Consider the following 22,259-nt stretch of genomic DNA (forward strand, 5'->3'; position numbering starts at 1 on the left):
ACGCAGACGGGTCATAGCCTGCATCGTGAGTAGCGGTTACACGTTGCGCCCGTTATCCTAACCCGTCGCCTCAGGGCGGCGCAGAACGTCCCTGAGTTACCACCCCTGGAGAACTGTTTGATGAAGTTGCGTTCTATCGCGGTCGCCGTCGCGGCCCTGGCCCTGACGGGCAATGCCTTCGCCCAGGACGTTTCGTCCGAAAAGGGCAAGCTGAGCTACTACTTCGGTTACGACTACGGCAACAACCTGGCGGAGCTGACCGGTCGTGGTGAGCAGCTGGACATCAACTCGGTGGTGAAGGGCCTGCAGGATGCCTACGCCAAGAAGCAGCCGGCGATCACCGCCGAGCAGCTGAAGCCGGCCGTTGAAGCGTTCCAGAAGCGCGAGCAGGGCCGTGCCCAGGCTGCCAAGGCCGAGTACGAAAAGGCTGCTGCCGAAAACAAGACCAAGAGCGATCAGTTCATCGCGGCGAACAAGGCCAAGGCCGGTGTGCAGTCGCTGCCGAGCGGCGTCCAGTACCGCGTGATCGAGGCCGGCAAGGGTGCCAAGCCGACCCAGGCCAGCACCGTGCAGCTGGAAGTGGCCGGTCCGTTCCCGTACGGCCAGCGCCCGACCGAAGCCCGCCCGGCCCAGCAGATCCCGTCGATCAAGGTCAGCGAAGTCGAAATGAAGGCCATGCGCGAGACCCTGCTGCAGATGCCGGCAGGCTCGAAGTGGGAAGTCACCCTGCCGCCGGACCAGGCCTACGGTGCCGACCCGCGCACCCCGTTCCCGCCGAACGTGGCTGTGCAGTTCGAGATCAAGCTGGTCAGCGTCAAGTAAATCGAAGTCGTAAACGAAACGCGCCGGTGATTCCACCGGCGCGTTTTTGTTTGCGCAGCTCCTGACGGTAGAGTCGACTGTCAGTCGACTGCACTTGGGTCACATCAAGAAAACGCCCGCGGTGCGCGCGCGTCGACTGACAGTCGACTCTACCGTCCGGCCGGGCCACCCGCGCAAATCCAGCCCATTCGCGCTACTGTTGGCGGGTGCAAACAATGGAAGAATCGGCGCGTGTTGTCGCAAGTCCCTGCATCGGAGTGTGCACGCTGGATCCGCACCGGCAGTGCACCGGCTGCGGGCGGCATATCGATGAAATCGCACGGTGGTCGTCGATGAGCCACGACGAACGCAGTCGCATCCTGCATCGCGTGCAGCCGCTGCGCGCGCAACTCCAGCAATCACTGCGCGGCTCGCTGGCCGACCACGAACGACTGATGCGCGCGCTGCACCCCTTGGCCGAACCGCCGGCCGGCGACGGCTGGAACCGCAGCGAGCTGATCGACCTGTTGCCGTCCGGCCCTCCGGTGGAGGCGGCCGTGCTCGCGGGTATCGTGCCGCGTGCCAATGGCGCGCAGGTGATCCTCACCCGCCGCACCGAAACCCTGCGCACGCATGGTGGCCAGGTCGGATTCCCCGGCGGCCGCACCGAGCCCGACGACCGCGACGCTCTGGCGGCGGCATTGCGCGAGAGCCAGGAAGAAATCGCACTGGCGCCCGGCCAGGTGCAGGCGCTGGGCTACCTGGATCCCTTCGTGACGATCACCGGCTATCGGGTCACCCCGGTGGTGGCGGTGGTCGATCCGGACTTCGTGCCGGTGCCGCAGCCCAGCGAAGTGGCCGAGGTGTTCGAGGTGCCGCTGGACTACCTGATGGCGGCCGACAACCTGCGTCAGGTCGAAATCAACCATCGCGGCCGCATCCGCCACGTCCTTGAGTACGGCTGGCCCGGCCAGCGCATCTGGGGCGCCACCGCGGCCATTCTCTACAACCTGCGTCGCCGCCTGGAGCAAGTGCAATGAACCTGATCGATCCGTCGTGGACCACCCTGGTCGATGTCGCCACCCTGGCTGCCACGTTGGGCGAGGGCATCCGCGTGGTCGACGCACGCGCCACCGCCAGCACTGCGGTGCGCGTGGTTGATGCGCGTTCCTCGCTGGCCGACCCGCAGGCGGGAAGCGGCCAGTATCTGGCAGGTCATATCCCGGGTGCGGTGTATGCCGATCTCAATCGTGACCTGTCCGATCTGTCGCGCGTCGGCCATGGTCGCCATCCACTGCCGGACAGCGATGCCTTTGCCGCAAAGCTGGGGCAGTGGGGCATCGGCCCCGACACCCAGGTGGTGGTCTACGACGGCAGCGACGGCAGCATGGCCGCCTCGCGCCTGTGGTGGCTGCTGCGCCTGATGGGTCACAGCAGGGTTGCCGTGCTCGACGGTGGCATCGCCGCCTGGCAGGCGGCTGGTCACGCGCTGGCGAGCGGCCAGACTGAAGTGACGGCGTTGCCTGCCTACCCGGGCCGCTTCGACACCACACAGATCGCCAATGCCGATGAAATCACCGCGCGGCTGAAGCATGCGCAGGGCTGGCTGGTCGACGCGCGCGCGGGTGAGCGCTTCCGCGGTGAAGTCGAGCCGCTGGACCCGGTCGCCGGCCACGTGCCTGGCGCGGTCAACCGCCCGTTCGCATTGAACGTACTCGACGGCCGCCTGCGCGACGCACAGGCGCTGCGCGCCGAACTGCAGGGCGTGATCGGCAACCGTGATCCGCAGCAGGTGGTGCTGATGTGTGGCTCCGGCGTGACCGCCTGCCATCTGCTGCTGGCGATGGAAGCGGCCGGCCTGTCCGGCGCGCGTATCTACGCCGATTCGTGGAGCGGGTGGGTCAGCGACAGCAGCCGCCCGGTGGCGACCGGCGCCTGAGCGATCCGGGCAAAACGCAGTCGAGCGCGGCTCAACTCTACAAAGGCACCCTCCGATCGATTCGACCCCGTGCCGACCAACGGTCGGCACCCACCAACAGCAGCGGGAAACTGTCGAAGGCGGGGTGGGTCCGGTTGCGGGGGTGTCCGCGGCATGGATGCCGCGGCCAAGCCCCCAGGGACGGGTTTACGGCGTCCCCCGCAACCGGATCCACCCCGCCATCCCACCGAATGCCGGCTTTTGACGTTGACGTTGCTTCTGCGGGTGCAGGGCGCAGCCCTGCCGCTTACCCAACAGGCTGCAACGGCACCTTCGCCAGCACCCGCGCCCATGGGAACAACGGCCCCGGATCACGCTTGCGCGCCACCATCAGCGTCGGGTCGTCGCTGGCCGGCACCTGCTCAAGATCCAGCTGGTCGTGCCCGGCAATCCGCCGCAGCGACGGATAGCGCGCCACCAGCGCCAGTAGCAGCGCCTCCAGCGCCACCAGCTGCGCCTCGGTGTAGGCCTCGTCCATCGCCTGGTGACGGCTGTCGAACCAGTGCGGGTAGCGCCCGGTGTTGACCAGCTCGATGCCCAGCGAATGCGCGTTCATGCCGCGTACGTGGTGGGCCACGCGTTCCGGTGCCACGTACTGCACCACGCGGCCATCACGGTCGATGTAGAAATGGCCGCTGTTGCCGGCGCCACTGTCGTACAGCACGCGCTGCCCGTACTCCCGCGCCATCACCAGATCGGGCAGCTCGGTGCAGTGGATCACCACCATCTCCAGCGTGGCCGGGTCGCGCAGCGGCAGACGGTCTTCGTAGGGCAGGGGCTGCAGCTGCAGGCCGGGCAGGAGCGGGTTGGGCATCCGGCGATGCTAGCATTGCGGCATGAACCTGCCTTCCCTTTCCTTGTCGAACCGCGCGCACGGAGCCTGCGCGTGAGCCGCGGCCACTGCATCCTGTCCCACGGCTTCGAGAGCGGCCCGGAAGCGACCAAGGTCACCGCGCTGGCGGAGGTGGCGCAGCGCCTGGGCTGGACCCACGAGCGCCCCGACTACACCGACCTGGACGCCATGAGCGAGGTCAGCCGGGTAGGCGACGTGCCGACCCGCCTGCGCCGCCTGGTCGAACGCACCGCCCTTGCCGCCCGGCAGGGCCCGGTGGTGCTGGCCGGCTCCAGCCTGGGCGCCTACATCTCCGCCATCGCCTCGCTGCAGGTGCCGGTGGCCGGCCTGTTCCTGATGGTGCCGCCGACCACCATGGGTCCGATGCCGGCACTGGATGCCGCCGCGGTGCCGACCACGGTGGTGCAGGCCTGGCATGACGATGTGGTCCCGGCCGCCGGGGTCATCGCCTGGGCACAGGCGCGCGCCGCGCAGCTGCTGCTGGTCGATGACGGCCACCGCCTGGAACGCCACGTGGAGGCCTCCGCGCAGGCCTTCGAGCGCCTGCTACGGCAACTGTGAAGCCCGGGCGCACGGCGCGCCCGCCCGCTTTGACTACAATGGCAGCCCCGCCGCCCCCGGCGCGGGCCTGCCGGCCGTGCCTACGGCCCTCCTTTCCGACTGGCCCGGCCCCTGTGCCGCGCCCGACCACCTGCGAACCGATCCCGTGAAATTCTTCGTCTCCTGCGCCAAGGGCCTGGAATACCTGCTTGCCGATGAACTGTCGGCCCTGGGCCTTGGCAAGGCCACTGCCACCATTGCCGGCGTCAACGCCGAGGGCGAACTGGAGCAGGCGCTGCGGATCGTGATGTGGTCGCGCTTGGCCAGCCGCGTGCTGTGGCCGATCGACGAATTCGAATGCCCGGACGAACAGGCCCTGTACGACGGCGTGCGTGCGCTGCCCTGGCAGGAGCACATCAAGCCGGAGATGACCCTGGCGGTGGACGCGCACGTGTCCGGCGACAAGATCACCCATGCGCGTTTCGCCGCGCAGCGGATCAAGGACGCCATCGTCGACCGCATGCGTGACGAAGGCCTGGAGCGCCCGTCGGTCAACACCGACCTGCCGGACGTGCGCGTCAACCTGTCGCTGCGCAAGGGCCGTGCCTCGCTGTCGATCGACCTCGGCGGTGGCCCGCTGCATCGCCGTGGCTGGCGTGGCGCCGCCCACGAGGCACCGCTGAAGGAAAACCTGGCCGCCGCGCTGCTGCTGCGCGCGCAGTGGCCGCGCCTGCATGCCGCCGGCGGTGGCCTGCTGGACCCGATGTGCGGCAGCGGCACGCTGCTGATCGAAGGCGCGCTGATGGCCGCCGACGTCGCTCCCGGCCTGATGCGCCATGGCAGCCTGCCGCCGAGCCGCTGGCTGGGCTTCGACAAGGCCGCCTGGAAGGCCATCCAGAGCGAAGCGCGTGACCGTGAGGCCGCAGGCCTGGCCGCGCTGAAGCCGGTCATCCACGGCAGTGACATCGACCCGGCCGCCATCCAGGCGGCGCGCGAGAACGCCGAGGTCGCGGGCGTCGCTCATGCGATCCGCTTCACCCGTGCCGACGTGGCCGACCTGGCTGCGCCCGAACAGGAGATCGGCGCGGTGGTCTGCAATCCGCCGTACGACGAACGCCTGGCCGCCGATCCGGCGCTTTACCGTGCACTGGGCAATGCCCTGCAGAAGGCCGTGCCGCAGTGGCGCGCCAGCCTGCTGTGTGGCAACGACGAACTGGCCTTTGCCACCGGCCTGCGCGCCGGCAAGAAGTACCAGATGTTCAACGGTGCGCTGGAATGCGCGCTGATCGTCTGCGACCCGATCGCTGTGCCGGGCCGCGACCCGGCGCAGCCACGCGAACTGAGCGAAGGTGCGCAGATGGTGGCCAACCGCCTGCGCAAGAACCTGAAGAAGTTCAAGAGCTGGCGCACCCGTGAAGACATCACCTGCTTCCGTGCCTATGACGCCGACCTGCCGGAATACGCGGCCGCCATTGACGTCTACGAGGAAGAGGGTGGCAAGCGCCGCACCTTCCTGCATGTGCAGGAGTACGCCGCACCGGCCGCGATTCCGGAGAACGACGTGCGCCGCCGTCGCAACGAACTGCTGGCCGCCGCGCGTGAAGTGTTCGGCGTACCGCCGGAGCAGGTCTCGATGAAGTCGCGCGAACGCGGCAAGGGCGGCAGCAAGTACGGCCGCTTCGAGCAGCGTGACGAATTCATCGTGGTGCGCGAGAACAACGCGCTGCTGCAGGTGAACCTGTTCGACTACCTCGATACCGGCCTGTTCCTCGACCATCGCCCGCTGCGCCGGATGATGGCCGAGCAGGTGCGCGGCAAGCGCTTCCTCAACCTGTTCTGCTACACCGGCGTGGCCAGCGTGCAGGCCGCCGTGGCCGGTGCCGCCAGCACCACCAGCGTCGACCTGTCGGCGACCTACCTGCAGTGGTGCTACGACAACCTGGCCTTGAACGGGCAGGGCGGCAACCAGCATCTGCTGGTGCAGGCCGATGCAATGGCCTGGCTGGAGGGCGACCGTGGGCAGTACGACGTGATCTTCTGCGATCCGCCGACCTTCTCCAACTCCGCCCGTGCCGATGACTTCGACGTGCAGCGCGAGCAGCTGAAGCTGCTGCGCGCGGCGGTGGCACGATTGGCGCCCGGCGGCGTGCTGTACTTCTCCAACAACTTCCGCCGCTTCAAGCTGGAAGAGAACGCCATCGCCGAGTTCGCCCAGTGCCGCGAGATCACCGCGCGCACGATTGGTCCGGACTTCGAGCGCAACGCGCGCATCCACCGCGCGTGGGAGCTGAAGCGGTTGGGGTAATTCCGGTAGTGCCGGCCGCTGGCCGGCAACGGTGTCAGATCCGCAGAGGGTTCATGGGATGCCGGCCAGCGGCCGGCACTACCCATATCTGGCCGGTAGATCCACGCCACGCGTGGATGGTTGTTCAGTAGATCCACGCCACGCGTGGATGGCGGTTACAGCAACGCCACCAGCAGCCCGGCCACGGGCAGCGCGATCGCCAGCGGCGCGATCCAGCGCGGACGATACGGATACAACCCGAACGACAGCACCACGCCGCCCACGGTCATCGCGCCCAGCCACAGCACCGGGCCCATCGCCCAGCCGTGGTCGGCCACGCACAGTGCGAACGCCGCCGTCAGCAGCGCCCAGCCCAGCACCCGCCACTGCATCCGCCGTGCGGGTGCGGCAGCGGCCTTGCCATGCAGGTCGTGCTGGTGCTTTTCCATCGCCAGCGACAGGGCGGTGAACGCAGAGAACGACAGCGTCAGAGCGAGCAGCATCATGCGCTGGCCTCCGCTTCGGTCGCTTCGACTGATGCCTTCGGCGCTGCTGCTGCAGCGGCGCGCTTCTTCTTCTCGGCCGCAGACAGCGGTGGCGTCCAGTGCTGCATGCGCCAGCCGCATAGTGCCAGCATCGCGCCGAAGGCGATCATCGACAGGTCGAAGCCGGCCAGCACCCAATCACCGCTGCGCAGCGTGACGCCCAGGTGGGCGTGCGTGGTCAGGGCATTGACCACTGGCACCAGCGCGAACGCCGCCGCACCGAGGTACAGCTGCCACGCCCACATCATCCGTTTGGGCCAGATGAAGGCCGCCAGCAGTGCCGCGCCCCAGGCATAGAAGAACACGTTGGCCTCGGCGCTGGAGCGCTCGGCGATGTCCAGCGGCAGCAGGCGGTTGCCCCAGAAGTAGGCTGCGAAGGCGATTGGCAGGCCGGCGACGGTGCCGATGTTCAGCGCATCGACCAGGCGCAGGCCGAAGCCGGTGTGTCCACTCTTGGCATGCTTCGGCCGTTCCTTCACCGCCCACAGCACCACGCCGCTGGCCACCATCAGGCAGCCGACCAGGCCGGACAGGAAGAACAACGCGCGCAGGCCCCAGTCGGCAAAACGTGCCAGATGCAGGCCGTACAGCACGCCACGGGTGGCGGTGGCGCCACCGGAGGGCGGTGTTTCTTCCAGCAGCGCACCGCTGACCATGTTGTAGCGCACGGCCGGGGTGTCGGTGGACAGTCGCTTGCCGTCGCGCTGGCGGATATCGATCACCGCATTGGCCGCGCCCGGATTGGACACGGTGAAGCCGGCCACTTCCACGCCGTGCCAATGCGCGCGTGCGCTGTCCAGCAGCTGTGCGATCGGCAGCGGCGCGGCGCGGCCTTCGGCCGGTGCGGTCACCTCCGGCATGCCACCGAAGGCCTCGAAGAAGAACTTGTCCTCATCCTGCGGGTAGGCCACCTTCACCCCCCACGGCAGGTACATGATCATCAACGTCACAATGCCGGTGTAGGTGATCATCGCGTGGTACGGCAGCGCCATCACCGCACTGACGTTGTGGAAGTCGAGCCAGGAGCGCAGGCCCTTGTCCTTGCGGAAGGTGAAGAAGTCCTTGAAGATTTTCTTGTGGGTGATGACGCCGGTGATGATCGCTACCAGCATGAACATCGCGCAGAAGCCGACCAGGTAGCGCGCCCACAGCACCGGGATGTAGTGCAGGTCGAAGTGCAGGCGGTAGAAGAAGTCGCCGCCGCGGGTCTCGCGCGCTTTCAACTCCTGGCCGGTGTTCGGGTCCAGCGTGGCGTCGCCGAAGCGACCGCGGCGGCCACGGCTGGGGTCGGCCAGCTCCGGTGGCAACCGCCAGAACATCTGCATGGCCGGGTTGCGCGGCTGCGGCAGTGTGACGAACCAGTTCTCGGCCTGGCCGGCATTGGCCTGCAGGTAGTCCACCGCGCGCTGCGCGGACACATCGATGCTGACCTTGTTGGCTGGCAGCTCCGGGCGCATCCAGCGGCTGATTTCCTCGCGGTAGTAACTGGCTGTGCCGGCCATGAAGATCAGCAGCAGCAACCAGCCGACCAGCAGTCCGGTCCAGGTGTGCAGCCAGGCCATCGATTGGCGGAATCCGTTCTTCATGCCCAGGCCCCCATCAGGCGCGCAATGCCTGCCATCAGCAGGGCCGGGACGAGGATGCCCACCCATGCGCGCAGCGCGCTGCGGGTGGCGAATGCCCACAGTGCGGCACAGGCGGCGACCAGGATCGCCAGCAGCATGCCGGTCAGCACGGTCTGCCCGCGCGCGCCGGGCAGCGCCACCGCGCAGAACACGCTGGTCACCGAGGCCAGCGCATAGCCGCCGAAGATCGCGGCCAACGAACGTGACAGCACGCCCCAGCGCGGGTTGGAGAAGAAGGTGCGGGGGCTGGCGGTTGCGGGCGAGCGGTCCACGGCATTCCTGCAGGTTTCGGTGGAAGAAGGCCGGCGCACCACTGTGCGCCGGAGGAGGCCATCCCTGGCCTGGCACTGGTCGCAGAACCGGTGCCATCCATCAGGGTCAGAGCTTCCAGCGCAGCGTCACGGTGACATTGCGTGGTTCGCCCCAGTACACGCCGTTGTAGAAACCGACGTTGTTGAAATACTTCTTGTCCAGCAGGTTGTTGATGTTCAGCTGGGCGCTGAAGTTCTCGTTGAAGCGGTAGCCGCCGGCGAGGTTGACCAGGTAGAACGCGTCCTGGGTGATCCTGGCCTTGCTGCGATCGGCCTTGGTGCTGTTGTTCCAGATGCTGCTCTGCCAGGTCACGCCACCACCCAGCCAGAAGCGACCGTCGATACCGCCGGGGCGCCAGCTGCTGTTGAGCCGGAAGGTGTCCTGTGGGGCGGTGGTCCGCTGCAGGACGCCGTCCTTGTTGCGGATGACGGTATGGGCGAAACCGGCCGAGACGTTCCACTGCTCGCCGATGCTGCCCTGGGTTTCGATCTCCCAGCCCTTGACCTTGTTGCCCTTGCCGGTGGAGCGGTAGGCCTGGCTGCCATCGGGCAGCGAGTTCACCGGCACCGAATCATCGATCTCGGCGACGTTGTCCTGCTTGCCCTCGAATACGGCGGCCGAGGCATTGAGCAGGCCGCCGAAGAACTCGGCCTTGACGCCCGCTTCGTACATGTTGCCAACCACCGGCTCCAGGTAGTTGCCATTGCGGTCGCGGTAGTTCTGCGGCTTGAAGATGTCGGTGTAGCTGACATAGCCGCTGAAGATCGAATTGAAGTCGTAGACCAGGCCGGCATACGGGGTGAGCATGTCGTCCGGCCTGTAGCCGGTGCGGGTGGTGCGGTTGCGGTTGCCATTGGCATCGTAGCCATAAGCCCAGCTGCGGGTTTCCCAGCTGCCGTAGCGCGCGCCGACCACCGCCAGCAGCGGGTCGGCCAGGCGCAGGCGCGCGGCAACGTAGGCTGCGCGCTGGCGCAGTTCATTCTGCGACGACAGCCTACCCAGCCGGGTTACCGGAAGCACCGGCACATTGCCGGTCCAGTGGCGCCAGTCCGGCACCATGGCATAAGCATCGTCGTAGTCGAAGTCCATGCCTTCCGACTCGCCCTTGCGCACCGACTGGCCCAGGCCGAACACCAGTTCATGCTCGCGACCGAACAGCTGGAACGGGCCACCGACGTTGACGTCGAACACGTCCATCGTACTGTGCTCGTTGAAGTGCGAGATGTAGGCGGTGACGCCGGTTCCATCGGCACGCGGATTGCCGGCTGCGCCGTACCAGACGCTGCCGTCGGTATCACGCACGGCGTGGCTGATATTGCCCTTCACCGACCAGCCGTTGCCGAGCTGCTGCTCCAGCCGCGCGAAGCTGGTCTTCTCCACGATCGGCCAGGCGCTCCACGAGGCCGACAGGTTGGTCGAGCGTGGCAGGTTGGCTGGCGCGCCATCGGCACCCCAGTACGGCACCACGCCCCAGGTCACGCCGGTGGTACGGGGCGACTGGTATTCGTAGCCCACTTCGAACAGCGTGTTGTCGCTCAGGTCGGCCTGCACGATGCCGTAGAACACATCCTTGTCGAGCGAATAGACATCACGGAACGAATCGCTCTGCTGCTTGGCCGCGACCACGCGCGCACGGATGCGTCCGTCCCAGGCAACCGGACCACCGAGGTCGGCTTCCAGGCGGCGGTTGCCCCAGCGTCCCACGGTGAGGTTGGCGCCCATCTGGAAGGTATCGGTGGGGCGCTTGCGGATCATGCTGATGGTGCCGGAGGGATCGCCGGCGCCGGTGGTCAGGCCAGTGGCGCCACGGATCACCTCGATGCGATCGTAGATCACGTTGTCGGTATTGGTCTTGACCGAGCCACCGAACGTGTTGAGCATGCCGTCGATCTGGAAATTGTCGATGGTGTAGCCGCGCGAGACATAGTTGATGCGCTCGCTGTCGGTGACCGACACGCTGACGCCAGTCACCTGGCCCATCACGTCCGACAGCGAGAACAGGCCCATGTCGTCCAGGCGCTGGCGGGTGATGACCGTCACCGACTGCGGCGTCTCGCGCAACGACAGGTCCAGCCTGGTCGCGCTGCGCGCGTTCTTTACCGTGTAGCTGTTCGGGATCTCGCCATCGGCGGTCACCTTTACGGTGTCCAGCGTGCGCGCGGAAGATTCGGCGGTGCCGTCGGCGTGTGCCAGCGGAGCGATCATCAGTGCGGTCACGGCCAGGGCCAGCAGAGAGGGACGAGGGAGGTTCAGCGGCATTGCCATCGGTGCGATTCCATGCAGGACGAAACAGGCGATGGAATGCGCGGACGCAGCAGCCGTGCGCTCCGCGCACGTCGCCCAGCGAGTCCCATCGACGGTGCGCCACCCGCGCAATGCGGGTGACCCGGTAGTCGGGGGATGTACACGGGCGAAGGGGCGGGTGGGTGCGTGCTTCCGTGCCCCGCTTGGCTAAGCGTACAACCGATTAGCAAATGATAGGCATTCGCATTTCGTTAATCAAGCGTGACGGCGCCCGCTCCCGTGCAGGGAGGCTTCAGAAGCGGAAAAGGACCGTCGCAGCGTGCAGCAGCAGGCCGATCAGCCCGCCGACCAGGGTGCCGTTGAAGCGGATGAACTGCAGGTCACGGCCCACGCTCAGTTCCAGCTGTTCGACCAGGTGCCGCTCGTCCCAGCCCTTCACAGTCTGCGCGATATGCGTGGTCACGCCTTCGCGCAGGCGCCCGGTCAGGCGCTGCGCACCTTCCATCAGATGCTGGTTCAGTGCCTCGCGCAGCGCCGGGTCGGCCTGCAGGCTGGCACCGAGCGAACCCAGGCTGCGCTGCAGGTGGCCGACCAGCGCCGAATCCTCGCGCTGCAGGTCCGCTCGCAGGCTGGCGTGGATGCGCGCCCACAGCCCCTGCACGTACTCCTGCAGGGCCGGGTGGTCGATCATTTCCTGCTTGAGCTGCTCGATGCGCTCGGCCAGCGCCGGATCCTCGCGCAGGCGCTGCACGTAGTTCTGCAACCAGGTCTCGTAGTCCTGGCGCAGCGGGTGCTGCGGCTCGGCCAGCACCTGCTGCAGCTCTTCCAGCACCGCGCGGGCCAGGCGTTCGGCCAGGCTGTCGCCGATCTCATCGATCGGCTTGACCCAGTTCACCGTGCTCGACAGCGTCGGCCATTCGCGCTGGATGTAGCGCACGATCAGCTGCGAGGCGCGTTCTTTCACCTCAGGCTGCTCCAGCCAGCGGCCCAGCCGTTGCAGGCCCTCGTCCAGCACGCGTTGATGGCGACCATCGGCGGTCAGCAGGGCCAGCAGTTCACCGGCAGTGGCAGCTGCATTCCACTGCCGCAGCTGCTGTACCACGAAGCCGTGCAGTTGCCGGCGCACGGCGGTTTCGTCGAAGAAATCCAGCGCCTGCAGCGCCCAGCCGCGGGCCATGTCGGCCAGCATGCGCGAGCGTGCCGGGTCGGCCAGCCAGCTGCCAAGGCGGCTGGCCGGATCGAATACCTGCAGCTTGGCCAGCAGCACGCCCGGCTCCAGGAACTGGTCGCGCACGAACAGCGCCAGGCTGTCGCCGATGCGCTCCTTGCTGCGCGGGATGATCGCGGTGTGCGGAATCGGCAGGCCCATCGGCCGCCGGAACAGCGCGACCACGGCGAACCAGTCGGCCAGCGCGCCCACGGCCGCGGCTTCGCAGAAAGCCGAAACCCAGGCCCAGATGCCGCGCTCGCCCTGCCAGTGGCTGACCGCGAAACCGGCCAGCATCAACAGCAGCAGGCCCAGCGCGAGGGCTTTCAGGCGCCGCAGCTGAGCGCGGCGCGGATCGATGGCAGACGTCATGCGGGAAGTCTAACCGGCACGGCATGAGCATCTGGTAGTGCCGGCCGCTGGCCGGCATCCTCAACGCACCCGGAACGTTCATGGGGTTGCCGGCCAGCGGCCGGCACTACCCGTTGGTTCAGAGCGCTTCGAGCTGCTTGCGCAGCGCGGCCAGCTGCGCGCGCAGGGTGTCGTTCTCGCGGGTCAGGGCGACCACGCGACGGCGCAGCGCCGGTGCATCCTCGCCCAGTTGTTCCAGTGCCGACAGCACTTCGGCATCGCGGCTGGCGATCTCGTCCTCATCCGCTTCCTCGAAATCCATCTCGGCCGGTTCAGGCTTCGGCGCGCGCGGCTTGCGCTTGGACTCGCGCACGCGCTTGGCGGCCTGCTTCAGCTCGTCCTTGCCACCGGCGGCGGCGGCGCGCTGTTCTTCTTCGGGCAGGTCGGCCACGGCCGCGGCGGCGCTGATCGAGATCATGCCGGCCTTCACCGCTTCCACCACCTCGGCCGCGGCCTGGGCATGGATGCGTTCGATCATGCCGACCTGGCTGGTGCTCAGCTTGGCTTCGCGGGCCAGTTCGGCGCGGCTGACCTTCGGTGCCGGCTCCCACGGCGGGCCGTCTTCACCAGCCTCATCAGCCATCTCGGCCGTGCCATCGCTCTCGCGCTGCAGCTGGGCCTGCTCGACCTGCTTGCGGGCGGCCAGGATGTCGCGCTTGCGCAGCGCCAGCACGCCGCGCTGGAAGTCGGATACGCTGCGGCGGCCCAGGTGCTGCTCGATCATCCACAGGTGCACGTCTTCCATGCTCTGGAAGCGGGTGTTCTGCACGGTGTTGAAGGGCAGGCCGTGCTTCTGGCAGATACCGAAGCGGTTATGGCCATCGACCAGTACGTCGCCCCACAGCACCAGTGCATCGCGGCAGCCTTCGGCAAGGATGCTGCGCTCCAGCGCGTCATGTTCGTCCGCGGTCAGCGGGTCGATATAGGCCTTGAGTTCTTCTTTGACGACGATATCCATGGGCACGGCAGCGAGCAGGAGCGGAACCGCCCATTGTACCCGCTCGCCGCCGCCGGCCCGGGCTCAGGCGGTGGCCCGGATCATCTCGCCCAGCGTGCCGGTGATCTGGTCGATCTGCGCCTTGTCCACGATCAGCGGCGGCGACAGCGCGATGATGTCGCCGGTACAGCGCACCAGCAGCCCGCCGTCGTGGAAGCAGCGCCGGAATACCTCGTAGCCGCGGCTGCCTGGGGTATCGCGACGTGGTGCCAGTTCGATGGCGCCGACCAGCCCGAAGTTGCGGATGTCGATCACGTTGGGCAGGCCCTGCAGCGCATGCAGCCGTTCCTGCCAGTATTCGCCCAGTTCGATGGCCCGCTCGAACAGGCGCTCCTCGGCGTAGACCTCCAGCGTGGCCAGCGCGGCCGCACAGGCCAGCGGGTGGCCAGAGCACGTATAGCCGTGGAACAGCTCGATGGCCTGCGGTGGCGCCTGCATCAGCGCGGCGTGCACGGCGTCGCTGGCCAGCACGCCGCCCAGCGGCACCGCACCGTTGCTGACCGCCTTGGCGAACGTCAGCAGGTCCGGGGTGACCCCGAAGCGCTGCGCGGCGAAGGGCATGCCAACCCGGCCGAAGCCGGTGATGACCTCATCGAACACCAGCAGGATGCCGTGGTGATCGCACAGCTCGCGCAGGCGCTGCAGGTAGCCCGGCGCCGGCAGGATCACCCCGGCGGACCCAGCGATGGGCTCGACGAAGACCGCCGCGATGGTCGAGGCGTCATGCAGCGCGATCAGCCGCTCCAGGTCGTCGGCCAGTTCAGCGCCCTGGCGCGGCAGGCCCTTGCTGAACGCATTGCGCTGCAGGTCCAGGGTGTGGCGCAGGTAGTCCACGCCGCCCAGCTGCAGGCCGAACGCCCTGCGGTTGTTGGGCAAGCCGCCTAGTGCCATGCCGCCGAAGCCGACGCCGTGGTAGGCCTTCTCGCGGCTGATGAAGCGCGTGCGCTGGCCCTCGCCGCGCTGGCGGTGGTAGGCCAGCACGATCTTCATCGCGGTATCCACCGCTTCCGAGCCGGAGCTGGTGAAGAACACATGGTTCAGTGGCGTTGGTGCCAATGCGGCCAGCCGCTGCGCCAGCACGAATGCGGGCGGCGAGCCCATCTGGAAGGCCGGCGAGTAGTCGAGCGTGCGCGCCTGCTCGACGATGGCTTCCACGATGCGGGGACGCGCGTGGCCGGCGTTGCAGCACCACAGGCCGGCCGTGCCATCGAGGATCTGGCGGCCGTCGGCATCCTCGTAGTGCATGCCCTCGGCACGCACCAGTACACGCGGCGCTGCCTTGTACTGGCGGTTGGCGGTGAACGGCATCCAGTACGCCTCCAGTGACTGCGGGCGTTGGGTAGCCAGATCGTGCAGGTCGCTCGCGGGACGCTTCATGCCAGCTCCATCAGGTCCGATGGGGAGAATGTAGCGCAGCCACGTCACGGCGGAGTCGCGGCCACGCCGGTATAACCGGGGAAACTGTTCCGAGGAGCCCGACATGGCCGACTTTCCCGACCGCAGCCACTGGCAGGCACTGGCCCAGCAGCTTTCGATGCCCGGACAGGCATTCATTGATGGCCGCTACACCGACGCTGCCAGCGGCGCCCGCTTCGACTGCATCAGCCCGATTGATGGCCGCGTGCTGGGGGCGGTCGCCGACTGCGATGCACAGGACGTGGAGCGCGCGGTGCGGGCGGCACGGCGTGCCTTCGATGTGGGCCATTGGTCGCAGGCCAGCCCGGCCCATCGCAAGCGCGTGCTGTTGGCGCTGGCGGGGCTGGTGGAAAAATACGCCGACGAGCTGGCCCTGCTGGAAACCCTGGACATGGGCAAGCCAGTACGCGATGCACGCCGCATCGACCTGCCTGGCGTGGTGCGCTGCCTGGCCTGGACCGCCGAAGCGGTGGACAAGCTGTACGGCGAGATCGCACCCACCGGGCCGCACGAGCTGGGCCTGGTCACGCGGGAAGCGGCCGGCGTGGTGGCCGCAATCGTGCCGTGGAACTTCCCGCTGCTGATGGCCTGCTGGAAGATCGCGCCGGCACTGGCGATGGGCAATTCGGTGGTCCTCAAGCCCTCGGAGCGATCGCCCCTGACCGCGCTGCGGCTGGCGGCGCTGGCGGCCGAGGCAGGCCTGCCGGACGGGGTGCTGAACGTGCTGCCCGGTCATGGCGCGCGCGTGGGCGAGCCCTTGGCGCTGCACATGGATGTGGACGTGCTGGCCTTTACCGGTTCCACCGCCACCGGCGCGAAGCTGCTGGAGCATGCGGGTCGGTCCAACCTCAAGCGGGTCTGGCTGGAATGCGGTGGCAAAAGCCCGCACGTGGTGTTTGCCGACGCCCCGGACCTGGACGCAGCGGCCAAGGCCGTGGCGCAGGGCATCTTCTTCAACCAGGGCGAAGTCTGCACCGCCGGTTCGCGGCTGCTGGTACAGCGTTCGATCCGTGAGGACTTCGTGCACCAGGTGATTGCCTATGGCCAGCACATGCAGCCCAGGCATCCACTGGACGCCGATGCACCGATGGGCGCGCTGGTGGATGCCGCGCACGTGGACAAGGTGCTGGCCGATATCGCACGGGCCGAAAGCGACGGCGCCCGCCTGCTGCTCGGCGGCCATCGGGCCGAGGTGGAGGCCGGCGGCTGCTACGTGCAGCCCACGGTGTTCGACCGGGTGCGTCCGGACCACGCGTTGGCACGCGAGGAAGTGTTCGGGCCGGTCCTGGCCGTGCTTGGTTTCGACGACGAGGCCGAAGCGGTGCGCGTGGCCAATGACAGCCGCTATGGGTTGGCGGCGGGCCTGTGGACACGTGATCTGGGTCGCGCCCATCGTGTCGCACGCCAGCTGCGCGCCGGCAGCGTCTGGGTGAACGGCTGGGACGGTGGTGACATGACCGCCCCGTTCGGTGGTTACAAGCAGTCCGGCAACGGGCGCGACAAATCGTTGCACGCGTTCGACAAATACAGCGAGATCAAGGCCACCTGGATCCAGTTGTAACGACGCGCTTGCTGGACGGCCATTCGCTCTTTGTGGCGCCGAGCCATGCTCGGCTGTTTTCGCTAGAAGGCAGACAGCCGTCGAGCTACCTGCAGCGTGCGCTCACCTGCAGCACCGCCGCACGCAGCATATCCCGGTCGGCTTCATCGACGGCATTCTGGAAATAATCCATGTCCTGTCTACCCAGTTCGCACGGGTCGACGATGTACCCCGGCGGCCACAGCCCCAGCAGCTGCGCCACGCCATGCACGATCTGCTCCGGGGTCATCTGCCGGCGGATGCGGAAGTAGTTGCGGCGCGGTGCGAACGCGGGATGCATCGCACGACCCGGCCACTGCCCGACAACCACAGCGCCATCAGGCCATGTACCAGCAGCACCACCAGCCACGCCGCCATGCGCGGCAGCTTCGGCGAATCGGACCACGACAACGCAACTGCAGCCATCGGCAAAGCATCCATGCAGGGACCGGTGGCGCAGCCTGGCGGGTGACCAGAAAAATTCCGTTGGCATCGGTGTCGGCTGAAACCATCGCCCCGTGTGGCCACCGTCACGTGGCAGAATCGGCCGATCTACCGTTATCCGTCCTGCCGATGTCGACGATCGCTGCTGCCGCGCCACCCGTGAATTCCCCCCGTCGTGTCCTGCTGGCCAGCCTGATCGGCACCACCATCGAATTCTTCGATTTCTACATCTACGCCACGGCCGCCGTGCTGGTGTTCCCGCATCTGTTCTTCCCGGACAGCAGCGAGCAGGCGGCCCTGCTGCAGTCACTGGCGACCTTCGCGGTGGCGTTCATCGCCCGGCCGGTCGGCTCGGCGGTGTTTGGTCATTTCGGCGACCGCATCGGCCGCAAGGCCACCCTGGTCGCCGCGTTGCTGACCATGGGCCTGTCCACGGTATTGATCGGTTTGCTGCCTACCCACGCTCAGATTGGCCTGTGGGCACCGGCGCTGCTGGCGCTGTGCCGCTTCGGCCAGGGGCTGGGGCTGGGTGGCGAATGGGGGGGGGCGGTGCTGCTGGCCACCGAGAACGCCCCACCGGGCAAGCGCGCCTGGTACGGCATGTTCCCGCAGCTGGGCGCGCCCATCGGTTTCCTGCTGTCGGCCGGCATCTTCCTGGTGCTGGGCCGCTGCCTGAGCCAGGACGACTTCCTGCAGTGGGGCTGGCGCATTCCGTTCGTGGCCAGCGCGCTGCTGGTGGGTCTGGGACTGTGGGTGCGGCTGAACATCCACGAGACGCCCGACTTCAAGAAGGCGCTGGAGCGCAAGGCGCCAGTGCGGCTGCCGATGTGGACGGTGCTGCGTGACCATCCGGTGCCGATGCTGCTGGGCACCCTGGGCGCGTTCGCCACCTTCGTGCTGTTCTACCTGATGACGGTGTTCAGCCTTGGCCACGGCACTGCGGTGCTGGGCTACAGCCGCGAGCAGTTCCTGCTGATGCAGATGGTCGGCATGTTGTTCTTCGCACTGGGCATCCCGCTGTCGGCACGCTATGGCGACCGCTGGGGCACGCGTCGCACCATGATCGTCGCCAGCGTGCTGATCGTCGGCTTCGGCGTTCTGTTCGCGCCGTTGTTCCAGCCGCACAGCCCATGGCTGGTCACCGCCTTCCTGTGCCTGGGCCTGTTCCTGATGGGCCTGACCTACGGCCCCTGCGGCACCTTCCTGGCCGAGATCTACCCGGTGGAGGTGCGCTACACCGGTGCATCGCTGTCATTCAACCTGGCCGGCATCCTCGGTGCGGCACCGGCCCCGTACCTGGCGACCTGGCTGGCCGAACGCTTCGGCCTGGTCGCGGTCGGCTACTACCTGTGCCTGACCGCGGTGGCGACCCTGTGCGCGCTGGTCGCACTGCACCGGCGCGCGCTGAGGCTCAACCAAAGAAGCGCTTGAGCGTGCGACCCAGCCAGCCACCGCCCTGGTGTTCGCGGGCGAACTGGTTCAGGTGCGCCTTGACCTGCTCGGCATAGGCCTGGTCGTCGCCGCGGATGTGGTTGAACAGCCAGCGCGAGAGCATGGTGCGAAGTTCGTCGCTGATGTCCTCTCCGGCCTGGAAGCGCATGCGGTACTCCGATACCCGCTTGATGAAGACCTCATGCACGCGCTTGTGCGCCGCACAGAACGGGTAGCCCGCTTCCTCCATCAACTCTTCCTCGAACGCGAAGTGCGACATGGTGTAGTCCACCACCTCGTCGATCACTTCACCCACCGCAGCACGCTGCATGCTGGCCTGGGCCACGTGCAGGTGGTTGAGCATCTCGATGATGCGGCGGTGTTGTTGGTCGATCACATCGATGCCGATGTTCAGATCGTCCTGCCAGACCAGTAGTGCCATCCCGGCTCCCCTTCATGCGTATGTCGGGGCCGACTGTAGGACCGCCACCCCTCGATGGCGTTGATCTGGATCAAGGCGCCGCGGTCAGGGCAGGGCAGGCTCGCGTGGGCGCAGCGGGCTGGCCACCGTGGTGCAGCTGACCCGGTTGCGGCCACCGGCCTTGGCCAGGTACAGCTGGCGGTCGGCCTCGGAGATCAGCCGGTGCAGTGCATCGCGCTGCGGGCGCAGGCAGCACAGGCCGATGCTGACGGTCATGCGCAGAGTCGCGGTACCGATGTCGACCTCCAGCGCGGCGATGCGCTGGCGCAGTTCCTCGAAGTACAGCAGCGCCTCGTCCTGCTCCATGTCCGGCACCAGAAGGCAGAACTCCTCGCCGCCGAAGCGTGCGATCAGGTCCTGGCTGCGCGCGTGTGCGGCCACCGCGCCGGCCACCGCCCGCAGTGCATCGTCGCCGGCTTCATGACCATGGGTGTCATTGATGTGCTTGAAGTGGTCGATGTCGATCATCGCCACCGCCACGCACTGGCCATGCAGCTGCAGCTGCGGCAGCTGGCGCTGGCTCTGCTCCAGGAAGCAGCGGCGGTTGGGCAGGCCAGTGAGGAAGTCACGGGTGGCCAGGTCCTGCAGGGTGCCGATCAGCTCCAGCTGGTCCACATTCTGCGAGACACGGCAGAAGAATTCCTCGCGCGAGAACGGCTTGCGCAGGAAATCGTTGGCGCCATTCTTCAGGAAGCGCGGGATCAACGACGCATCAGTATTGCCGGAGATGCCGATCACCGCCACCTTGTCGCGCGAGCGCAGGGTGCGCAGGCGCCGGGTGAACTCCACGCCCTGCATGCCCGGCATCTCCTGGTCGACCACCGCCAGGCGGATCGCAGGATGCGCTTCGATCGCAGCCAGGCCCTCATTGCCATCGGCCGCCTCATGTACCTCGTGCCCATACATGCGCAGCAAGGCTGCGGCATAACCGCGCGCGGACGGTGAGTCGTCCACCACCAGCGCGGCGATGCGCCGGTTGCGCTCCAGCCGCTGCACCAGCCACACCAGGTAATCGATGCTGCCGGGCGTGTTCTTCAGCACGTAGTCGATGATCTGCTGCTGCAGCACGCGCTTGCGCAGGTCCTCGTCGTAGACGCCGCTGACCACCACGGTGGGCAGATCGCGCTTGAGGAAGAACTCGACCACCGCGTCGCGGTCGCCATCGGCCAGGACCAGTCCGGTCAGTACCAGGAACCAGCCGCCACCTTCGCTCAGCAGGCGGTCGGCCTCGGCCAGGGTGGAGGCGATCACCACCGGCAGCTCCAGGCGCTGTTCGATGGCCTCGCGCAGCATGCCGGTGAAGGCACGGGAGTTTTCGACCAGCAGGATCCGCTGCGGCAGCGGATCGGCCAGGTCGCCATCGACGGCGGCCTGCGGCAGGACGGGCATGATGCGGTGGCTCACGAGGGAGGGGCTCGGCACGGATAGCGGCGGTTTCGGCTGCAACTTTAGCTGCGAACGCCACTGGCCGGGTGGGATTGCGTGTCAGGCCACCGCGGGCGACGCGTGGGTGATTGGTTCATGCAGGACCAGCCGCAGCCGATTGCCGCGGCAGTGGACCGTTCCGCCGTAGGCAAGCATCCGCCCGGCCAGGCGCTCGACGGCCTGGTGGGTAGTGCGCGTGGACAGCGTGCAACCACGGTCGAGCAGGCTCACCACAGCAACAATGCCGCGACGTTTGCCTGCCCGGCCGCTTCGGGCGCGCACGCAGACCTGCCCGGTCTCCAGTTCCAGCAGAAGTGAAACCGCCTCGATCAGCGAGCGATAGATGGCCAGTTGCAGATCCACGGTCAGCAGGCAGGGATTGCCCGCCAGCCGGGGCGGAATGACGCGATGCGTGTTGTTCCAGATTTCGCATGCACCGCCGGCTTGCAGCGCGATGTAGAGCCCGACCTGCTCCAGTCCAGTGGGATAGACCAGGCTGGCCTGTTCACGGAACAGCCGTGAATGTACCGACGACGCGTGCTGCAGGCTGTTTGCGACCGCATGGTGGCCTTGGGACTTCAGCCAGCTGACCATCTCGCTGAGCGAACTGTCCATGCCCTCGCCCAGGTGCTTCAGGTGGACGGCCCGTTCACGCAGCTCGCGCTCGCTGGTCTGATGCGAGCCGCGTGCCAGGCGCAGCGTGGTTGCCTCGGCCAGGCCGCGGGACCGGGCGCGCTGATGGTGATAGCTGATGCTGGAACCGAGTGCCAGCAGTGCGACACTCATCACCGCCATGTTCTGTTGGGTGGCGAACGTGCCCAGGTCGAATGAGGACGGCAGGCCGGTGCTGGGCGTTGCACCGTGCAGGGGGAGGTTCAACAACGGAATCGCGATGGCTGCGCCACGCCACCCGTGCATGAAGGTCAGGGCGATGGCGGGCAGGGCGGCCAGCAGCACCATGTGCGTCCGCGTCGTGTGGGCGCCGGCGCTTGTCAACTGCATGCACAGGCCCAACACCAGCATCACGAGGATCGCCGATGCGGTAGGGGCGACGAAACGGTCGGTCCAACCGGGATCGGCCTGCCGTCGCGACCAGAGGAATGCCAACGGCACCAGGGTGATGATGGCGGCGAAGTGACCAAAGATCGTCCGGTCGGCCGCGTCCAGCAGATTGCTGGGTGGTGGGTTCGACCATAGGACATATGAAATGCCCAGGTTGAGACCCGGGACGAACAGGGCCGTGCAGAAGGACAGCGACAGCAGCCAGAGACCGGTGGCTGCTTCGGACGGCATTCTCAACCGATGCAGGTAGACCACCAGCATCGCCATCGGCATCAGCAGCGTCGAAGCCAGGATGACCCAATCCAGGCCATAGGTGTCGATCATGGGGATGCGCAGCGTTGCGAAGTACGCGTACTCGCCCAGCAGCAGGTAGGGCCACAGGCGGGTCGGGACGATCAGCAGTGCCGCTGCGCGGATGCCCGCCGGCAGGAAGAACTGATCCAGCGAGAACTGACGCGAGCCGAGGCAGCCCAGCGCATAGACGGCCGCGAGTGCGATTCCGGCTGGCCGGATACGGAAGCTCAGTTCAACTGCCTTTTTGAATCGGTCCAAACCCGAGCCTCCCTTGCTCGTGACATGGCAGCGGCCGTGCGGGTTGCTTGAACGCGCCATGACGCGCCATTG

General features: G+C 67.4%; 18 protein-coding genes and 1 pseudogene. 7 read left to right on the forward strand and 12 right to left on the reverse strand.

The window, feature by feature from the left end; all coding sequences use genetic code 11:
* Window positions 1–120 precede the first annotated feature (120 nt).
* From ACZK4H_RS07105 to ACZK4H_RS07115, 3 genes are all read left to right on the forward strand, one after another.
* On the forward strand, window positions 121–822 hold the full coding sequence (locus ACZK4H_RS07105; protein WP_005408797.1) for an FKBP-type peptidyl-prolyl cis-trans isomerase N-terminal domain-containing protein: 702 nt from the start codon (window positions 121–123) through the stop codon (window positions 820–822).
* Window positions 823–1,037: 215 nt separating this feature from the next.
* Window positions 1,038–1,841 (forward strand): CoA pyrophosphatase, encoded by an 804-nt coding sequence (locus ACZK4H_RS07110; RefSeq protein WP_099552607.1) that lies wholly within the window; start codon window positions 1,038–1,040, stop codon window positions 1,839–1,841.
* A complete protein-coding gene (locus ACZK4H_RS07115) occupies window positions 1,838–2,740 on the forward strand; it encodes a sulfurtransferase (protein WP_099552608.1) in 903 nt (300 codons plus the stop codon). Before ACZK4H_RS07110 ends, ACZK4H_RS07115 begins: the two co-directional genes overlap by 4 nt.
* Before the next feature lie 286 nt (window positions 2,741–3,026).
* Here the strand turns inward: ACZK4H_RS07115 and ACZK4H_RS07120 are convergent, their stop codons facing one another.
* On the reverse strand, window positions 3,027–3,593 hold the full coding sequence (locus tag ACZK4H_RS07120) for an N-acetylmuramoyl-L-alanine amidase (protein WP_099552609.1): 567 nt from the start codon (window positions 3,591–3,593) through the stop codon (window positions 3,027–3,029).
* Window positions 3,594–3,665: 72 nt separating this feature from the next.
* Between ACZK4H_RS07120 and ACZK4H_RS07125 the strand changes: the two genes are divergently transcribed.
* Window positions 3,666–4,193, forward strand: a complete 528-nt coding sequence (locus tag ACZK4H_RS07125) for an alpha/beta hydrolase (protein ID WP_099552610.1) — start codon at window positions 3,666–3,668, stop codon at window positions 4,191–4,193.
* A gap of 145 nt (window positions 4,194–4,338) precedes the next feature.
* A complete protein-coding gene (rlmKL, locus tag ACZK4H_RS07130; RefSeq protein ID WP_099552611.1) occupies window positions 4,339–6,477 on the forward strand; it encodes a bifunctional 23S rRNA (guanine(2069)-N(7))-methyltransferase RlmK/23S rRNA (guanine(2445)-N(2))-methyltransferase RlmL in 2,139 nt (712 codons plus the stop codon).
* Window positions 6,478–6,632: 155 nt separating this feature from the next.
* Here the strand turns inward: rlmKL and ACZK4H_RS07135 are convergent, their stop codons facing one another.
* The 7 genes from ACZK4H_RS07135 to aptA form a co-directional block, all read right to left on the reverse strand.
* On the reverse strand, window positions 6,633–6,962 hold the full coding sequence (locus ACZK4H_RS07135; RefSeq protein ID WP_099552612.1) for a DUF3325 domain-containing protein: 330 nt from the start codon (window positions 6,960–6,962) through the stop codon (window positions 6,633–6,635).
* Window positions 6,959–8,587: a PepSY-associated TM helix domain-containing protein gene (locus tag ACZK4H_RS07140; protein WP_099552613.1), complete on the reverse strand. Its 1,629-nt coding sequence runs from the start codon at window positions 8,585–8,587 to the stop codon at window positions 6,959–6,961. The genes ACZK4H_RS07135 and ACZK4H_RS07140 overlap by 4 nt, the downstream gene beginning before the upstream one ends.
* Window positions 8,584–8,898, reverse strand: a complete 315-nt coding sequence (locus tag ACZK4H_RS07145; protein ID WP_099552614.1) for a DUF3649 domain-containing protein — start codon at window positions 8,896–8,898, stop codon at window positions 8,584–8,586. Before ACZK4H_RS07145 ends, ACZK4H_RS07140 begins: the two co-directional genes overlap by 4 nt.
* Before the next feature lie 106 nt (window positions 8,899–9,004).
* Window positions 9,005–11,203 carry a TonB-dependent siderophore receptor gene (locus ACZK4H_RS07150; RefSeq protein WP_099552615.1) on the reverse strand — a complete coding sequence of 733 codons (2,199 nt, stop codon included), beginning with the start codon at window positions 11,201–11,203 and terminating at the stop codon, window positions 9,005–9,007.
* 271 nt (window positions 11,204–11,474) lie between these two features.
* Window positions 11,475–12,761 (reverse strand): DUF445 domain-containing protein, encoded by a 1,287-nt coding sequence (locus tag ACZK4H_RS07155; protein ID WP_099552616.1) that lies wholly within the window; start codon window positions 12,759–12,761, stop codon window positions 11,475–11,477.
* 118 nt (window positions 12,762–12,879) lie between these two features.
* Complete coding sequence (locus ACZK4H_RS07160) at window positions 12,880–13,758, reverse strand: ParB N-terminal domain-containing protein (protein WP_099552617.1); 879 nt, start codon at window positions 13,756–13,758, stop codon at window positions 12,880–12,882.
* Between the two features lie 63 nt (window positions 13,759–13,821).
* Window positions 13,822–15,174: an omega-aminotransferase AptA gene (aptA, locus tag ACZK4H_RS07165; protein WP_099552618.1), complete on the reverse strand. Its 1,353-nt coding sequence runs from the start codon at window positions 15,172–15,174 to the stop codon at window positions 13,822–13,824.
* A 103-nt stretch (window positions 15,175–15,277) separates the two neighbouring features.
* Here aptA and ACZK4H_RS07170 point away from each other — a divergent pair, with 103 nt between their 5' ends.
* On the forward strand, window positions 15,278–16,774 hold the full coding sequence (locus tag ACZK4H_RS07170; protein WP_099552619.1) for an aldehyde dehydrogenase: 1,497 nt from the start codon (window positions 15,278–15,280) through the stop codon (window positions 16,772–16,774).
* Window positions 16,775–16,859: 85 nt separating this feature from the next.
* On the opposite strand, the pseudogene ACZK4H_RS07175 reads toward ACZK4H_RS07170, so the two are convergent.
* A pseudogene (locus ACZK4H_RS07175) lies at window positions 16,860–17,218 on the reverse strand (hypothetical protein).
* A 147-nt stretch (window positions 17,219–17,365) separates the two neighbouring features.
* On the opposite strand from ACZK4H_RS07175, the gene ACZK4H_RS07180 reads away from it, so the two are divergent.
* Window positions 17,366–18,667: an MFS transporter gene (locus ACZK4H_RS07180; protein ID WP_197577875.1), complete on the forward strand. Its 1,302-nt coding sequence runs from the start codon at window positions 17,366–17,368 to the stop codon at window positions 18,665–18,667.
* Here ACZK4H_RS07180 and ACZK4H_RS07185 read toward each other — a convergent pair.
* From ACZK4H_RS07185 to ACZK4H_RS07195, 3 genes are all read right to left on the reverse strand, one after another.
* The gene (locus ACZK4H_RS07185) at window positions 18,648–19,109 is read right to left on the reverse strand and encodes a bacteriohemerythrin (RefSeq protein ID WP_004151683.1); all 462 of its coding nucleotides are present in this window, start codon (window positions 19,107–19,109) and stop codon (window positions 18,648–18,650) included. The two genes, ACZK4H_RS07180 and ACZK4H_RS07185, sit on opposite strands and share 20 nt — an antisense overlap.
* An 84-nt stretch (window positions 19,110–19,193) precedes the next feature.
* Complete coding sequence (locus ACZK4H_RS07190; protein WP_012510568.1) at window positions 19,194–20,537, reverse strand: diguanylate cyclase; 1,344 nt, start codon at window positions 20,535–20,537, stop codon at window positions 19,194–19,196.
* Window positions 20,538–20,633: 96 nt separating this feature from the next.
* The gene (locus tag ACZK4H_RS07195) at window positions 20,634–22,187 is read right to left on the reverse strand and encodes an MASE1 domain-containing protein (protein WP_099555102.1); all 1,554 of its coding nucleotides are present in this window, start codon (window positions 22,185–22,187) and stop codon (window positions 20,634–20,636) included.
* Window positions 22,188–22,259 lie beyond the last annotated feature (72 nt).

It is taken from the genome of Stenotrophomonas sp. 78350_Sma, from assembly GCF_056482105.1.

Bases quoted from the DNA above. Each gene is read 5' to 3' on its own strand.
- ACZK4H_RS07190 (WP_012510568.1), bottom strand. From the start codon at position 20,537: ATGCCCGTCCTGCCGCAGGCCGCCGTCGATGGCGACCTGGCCGATCCG.
- ACZK4H_RS07120 (WP_099552609.1), bottom strand. From the start codon at position 3,593: ATGCCCAACCCGCTCCTGCCCGGCCTGCAGCTGCAGCCCCTGCCCTAC.
- ACZK4H_RS07115 (WP_099552608.1), top strand. From the start codon at position 1,838: ATGAACCTGATCGATCCGTCGTGGACCACCCTGGTCGATGTCGCCACC.
- ACZK4H_RS07150 (WP_099552615.1), bottom strand. From the start codon at position 11,203: ATGGCAATGCCGCTGAACCTCCCTCGTCCCTCTCTGCTGGCCCTGGCC.
- ACZK4H_RS07155 (WP_099552616.1), bottom strand. From the start codon at position 12,761: ATGACGTCTGCCATCGATCCGCGCCGCGCTCAGCTGCGGCGCCTGAAA.
- ACZK4H_RS07170 (WP_099552619.1), top strand. From the start codon at position 15,278: ATGGCCGACTTTCCCGACCGCAGCCACTGGCAGGCACTGGCCCAGCAG.
- ACZK4H_RS07110 (WP_099552607.1), top strand. From the start codon at position 1,038: ATGGAAGAATCGGCGCGTGTTGTCGCAAGTCCCTGCATCGGAGTGTGC.
- ACZK4H_RS07135 (WP_099552612.1), bottom strand. From the start codon at position 6,962: ATGATGCTGCTCGCTCTGACGCTGTCGTTCTCTGCGTTCACCGCCCTG.
- ACZK4H_RS07160 (WP_099552617.1), bottom strand. From the start codon at position 13,758: ATGGATATCGTCGTCAAAGAAGAACTCAAGGCCTATATCGACCCGCTG.
- ACZK4H_RS07185 (WP_004151683.1), bottom strand. From the start codon at position 19,109: ATGGCACTACTGGTCTGGCAGGACGATCTGAACATCGGCATCGATGTG.
- ACZK4H_RS07105 (WP_005408797.1), top strand. From the start codon at position 121: ATGAAGTTGCGTTCTATCGCGGTCGCCGTCGCGGCCCTGGCCCTGACG.
- aptA (WP_099552618.1), bottom strand. From the start codon at position 15,174: ATGAAGCGTCCCGCGAGCGACCTGCACGATCTGGCTACCCAACGCCCG.
- ACZK4H_RS07140 (WP_099552613.1), bottom strand. From the start codon at position 8,587: ATGAAGAACGGATTCCGCCAATCGATGGCCTGGCTGCACACCTGGACC.
- ACZK4H_RS07180 (WP_197577875.1), top strand. From the start codon at position 17,366: ATGTCGACGATCGCTGCTGCCGCGCCACCCGTGAATTCCCCCCGTCGT.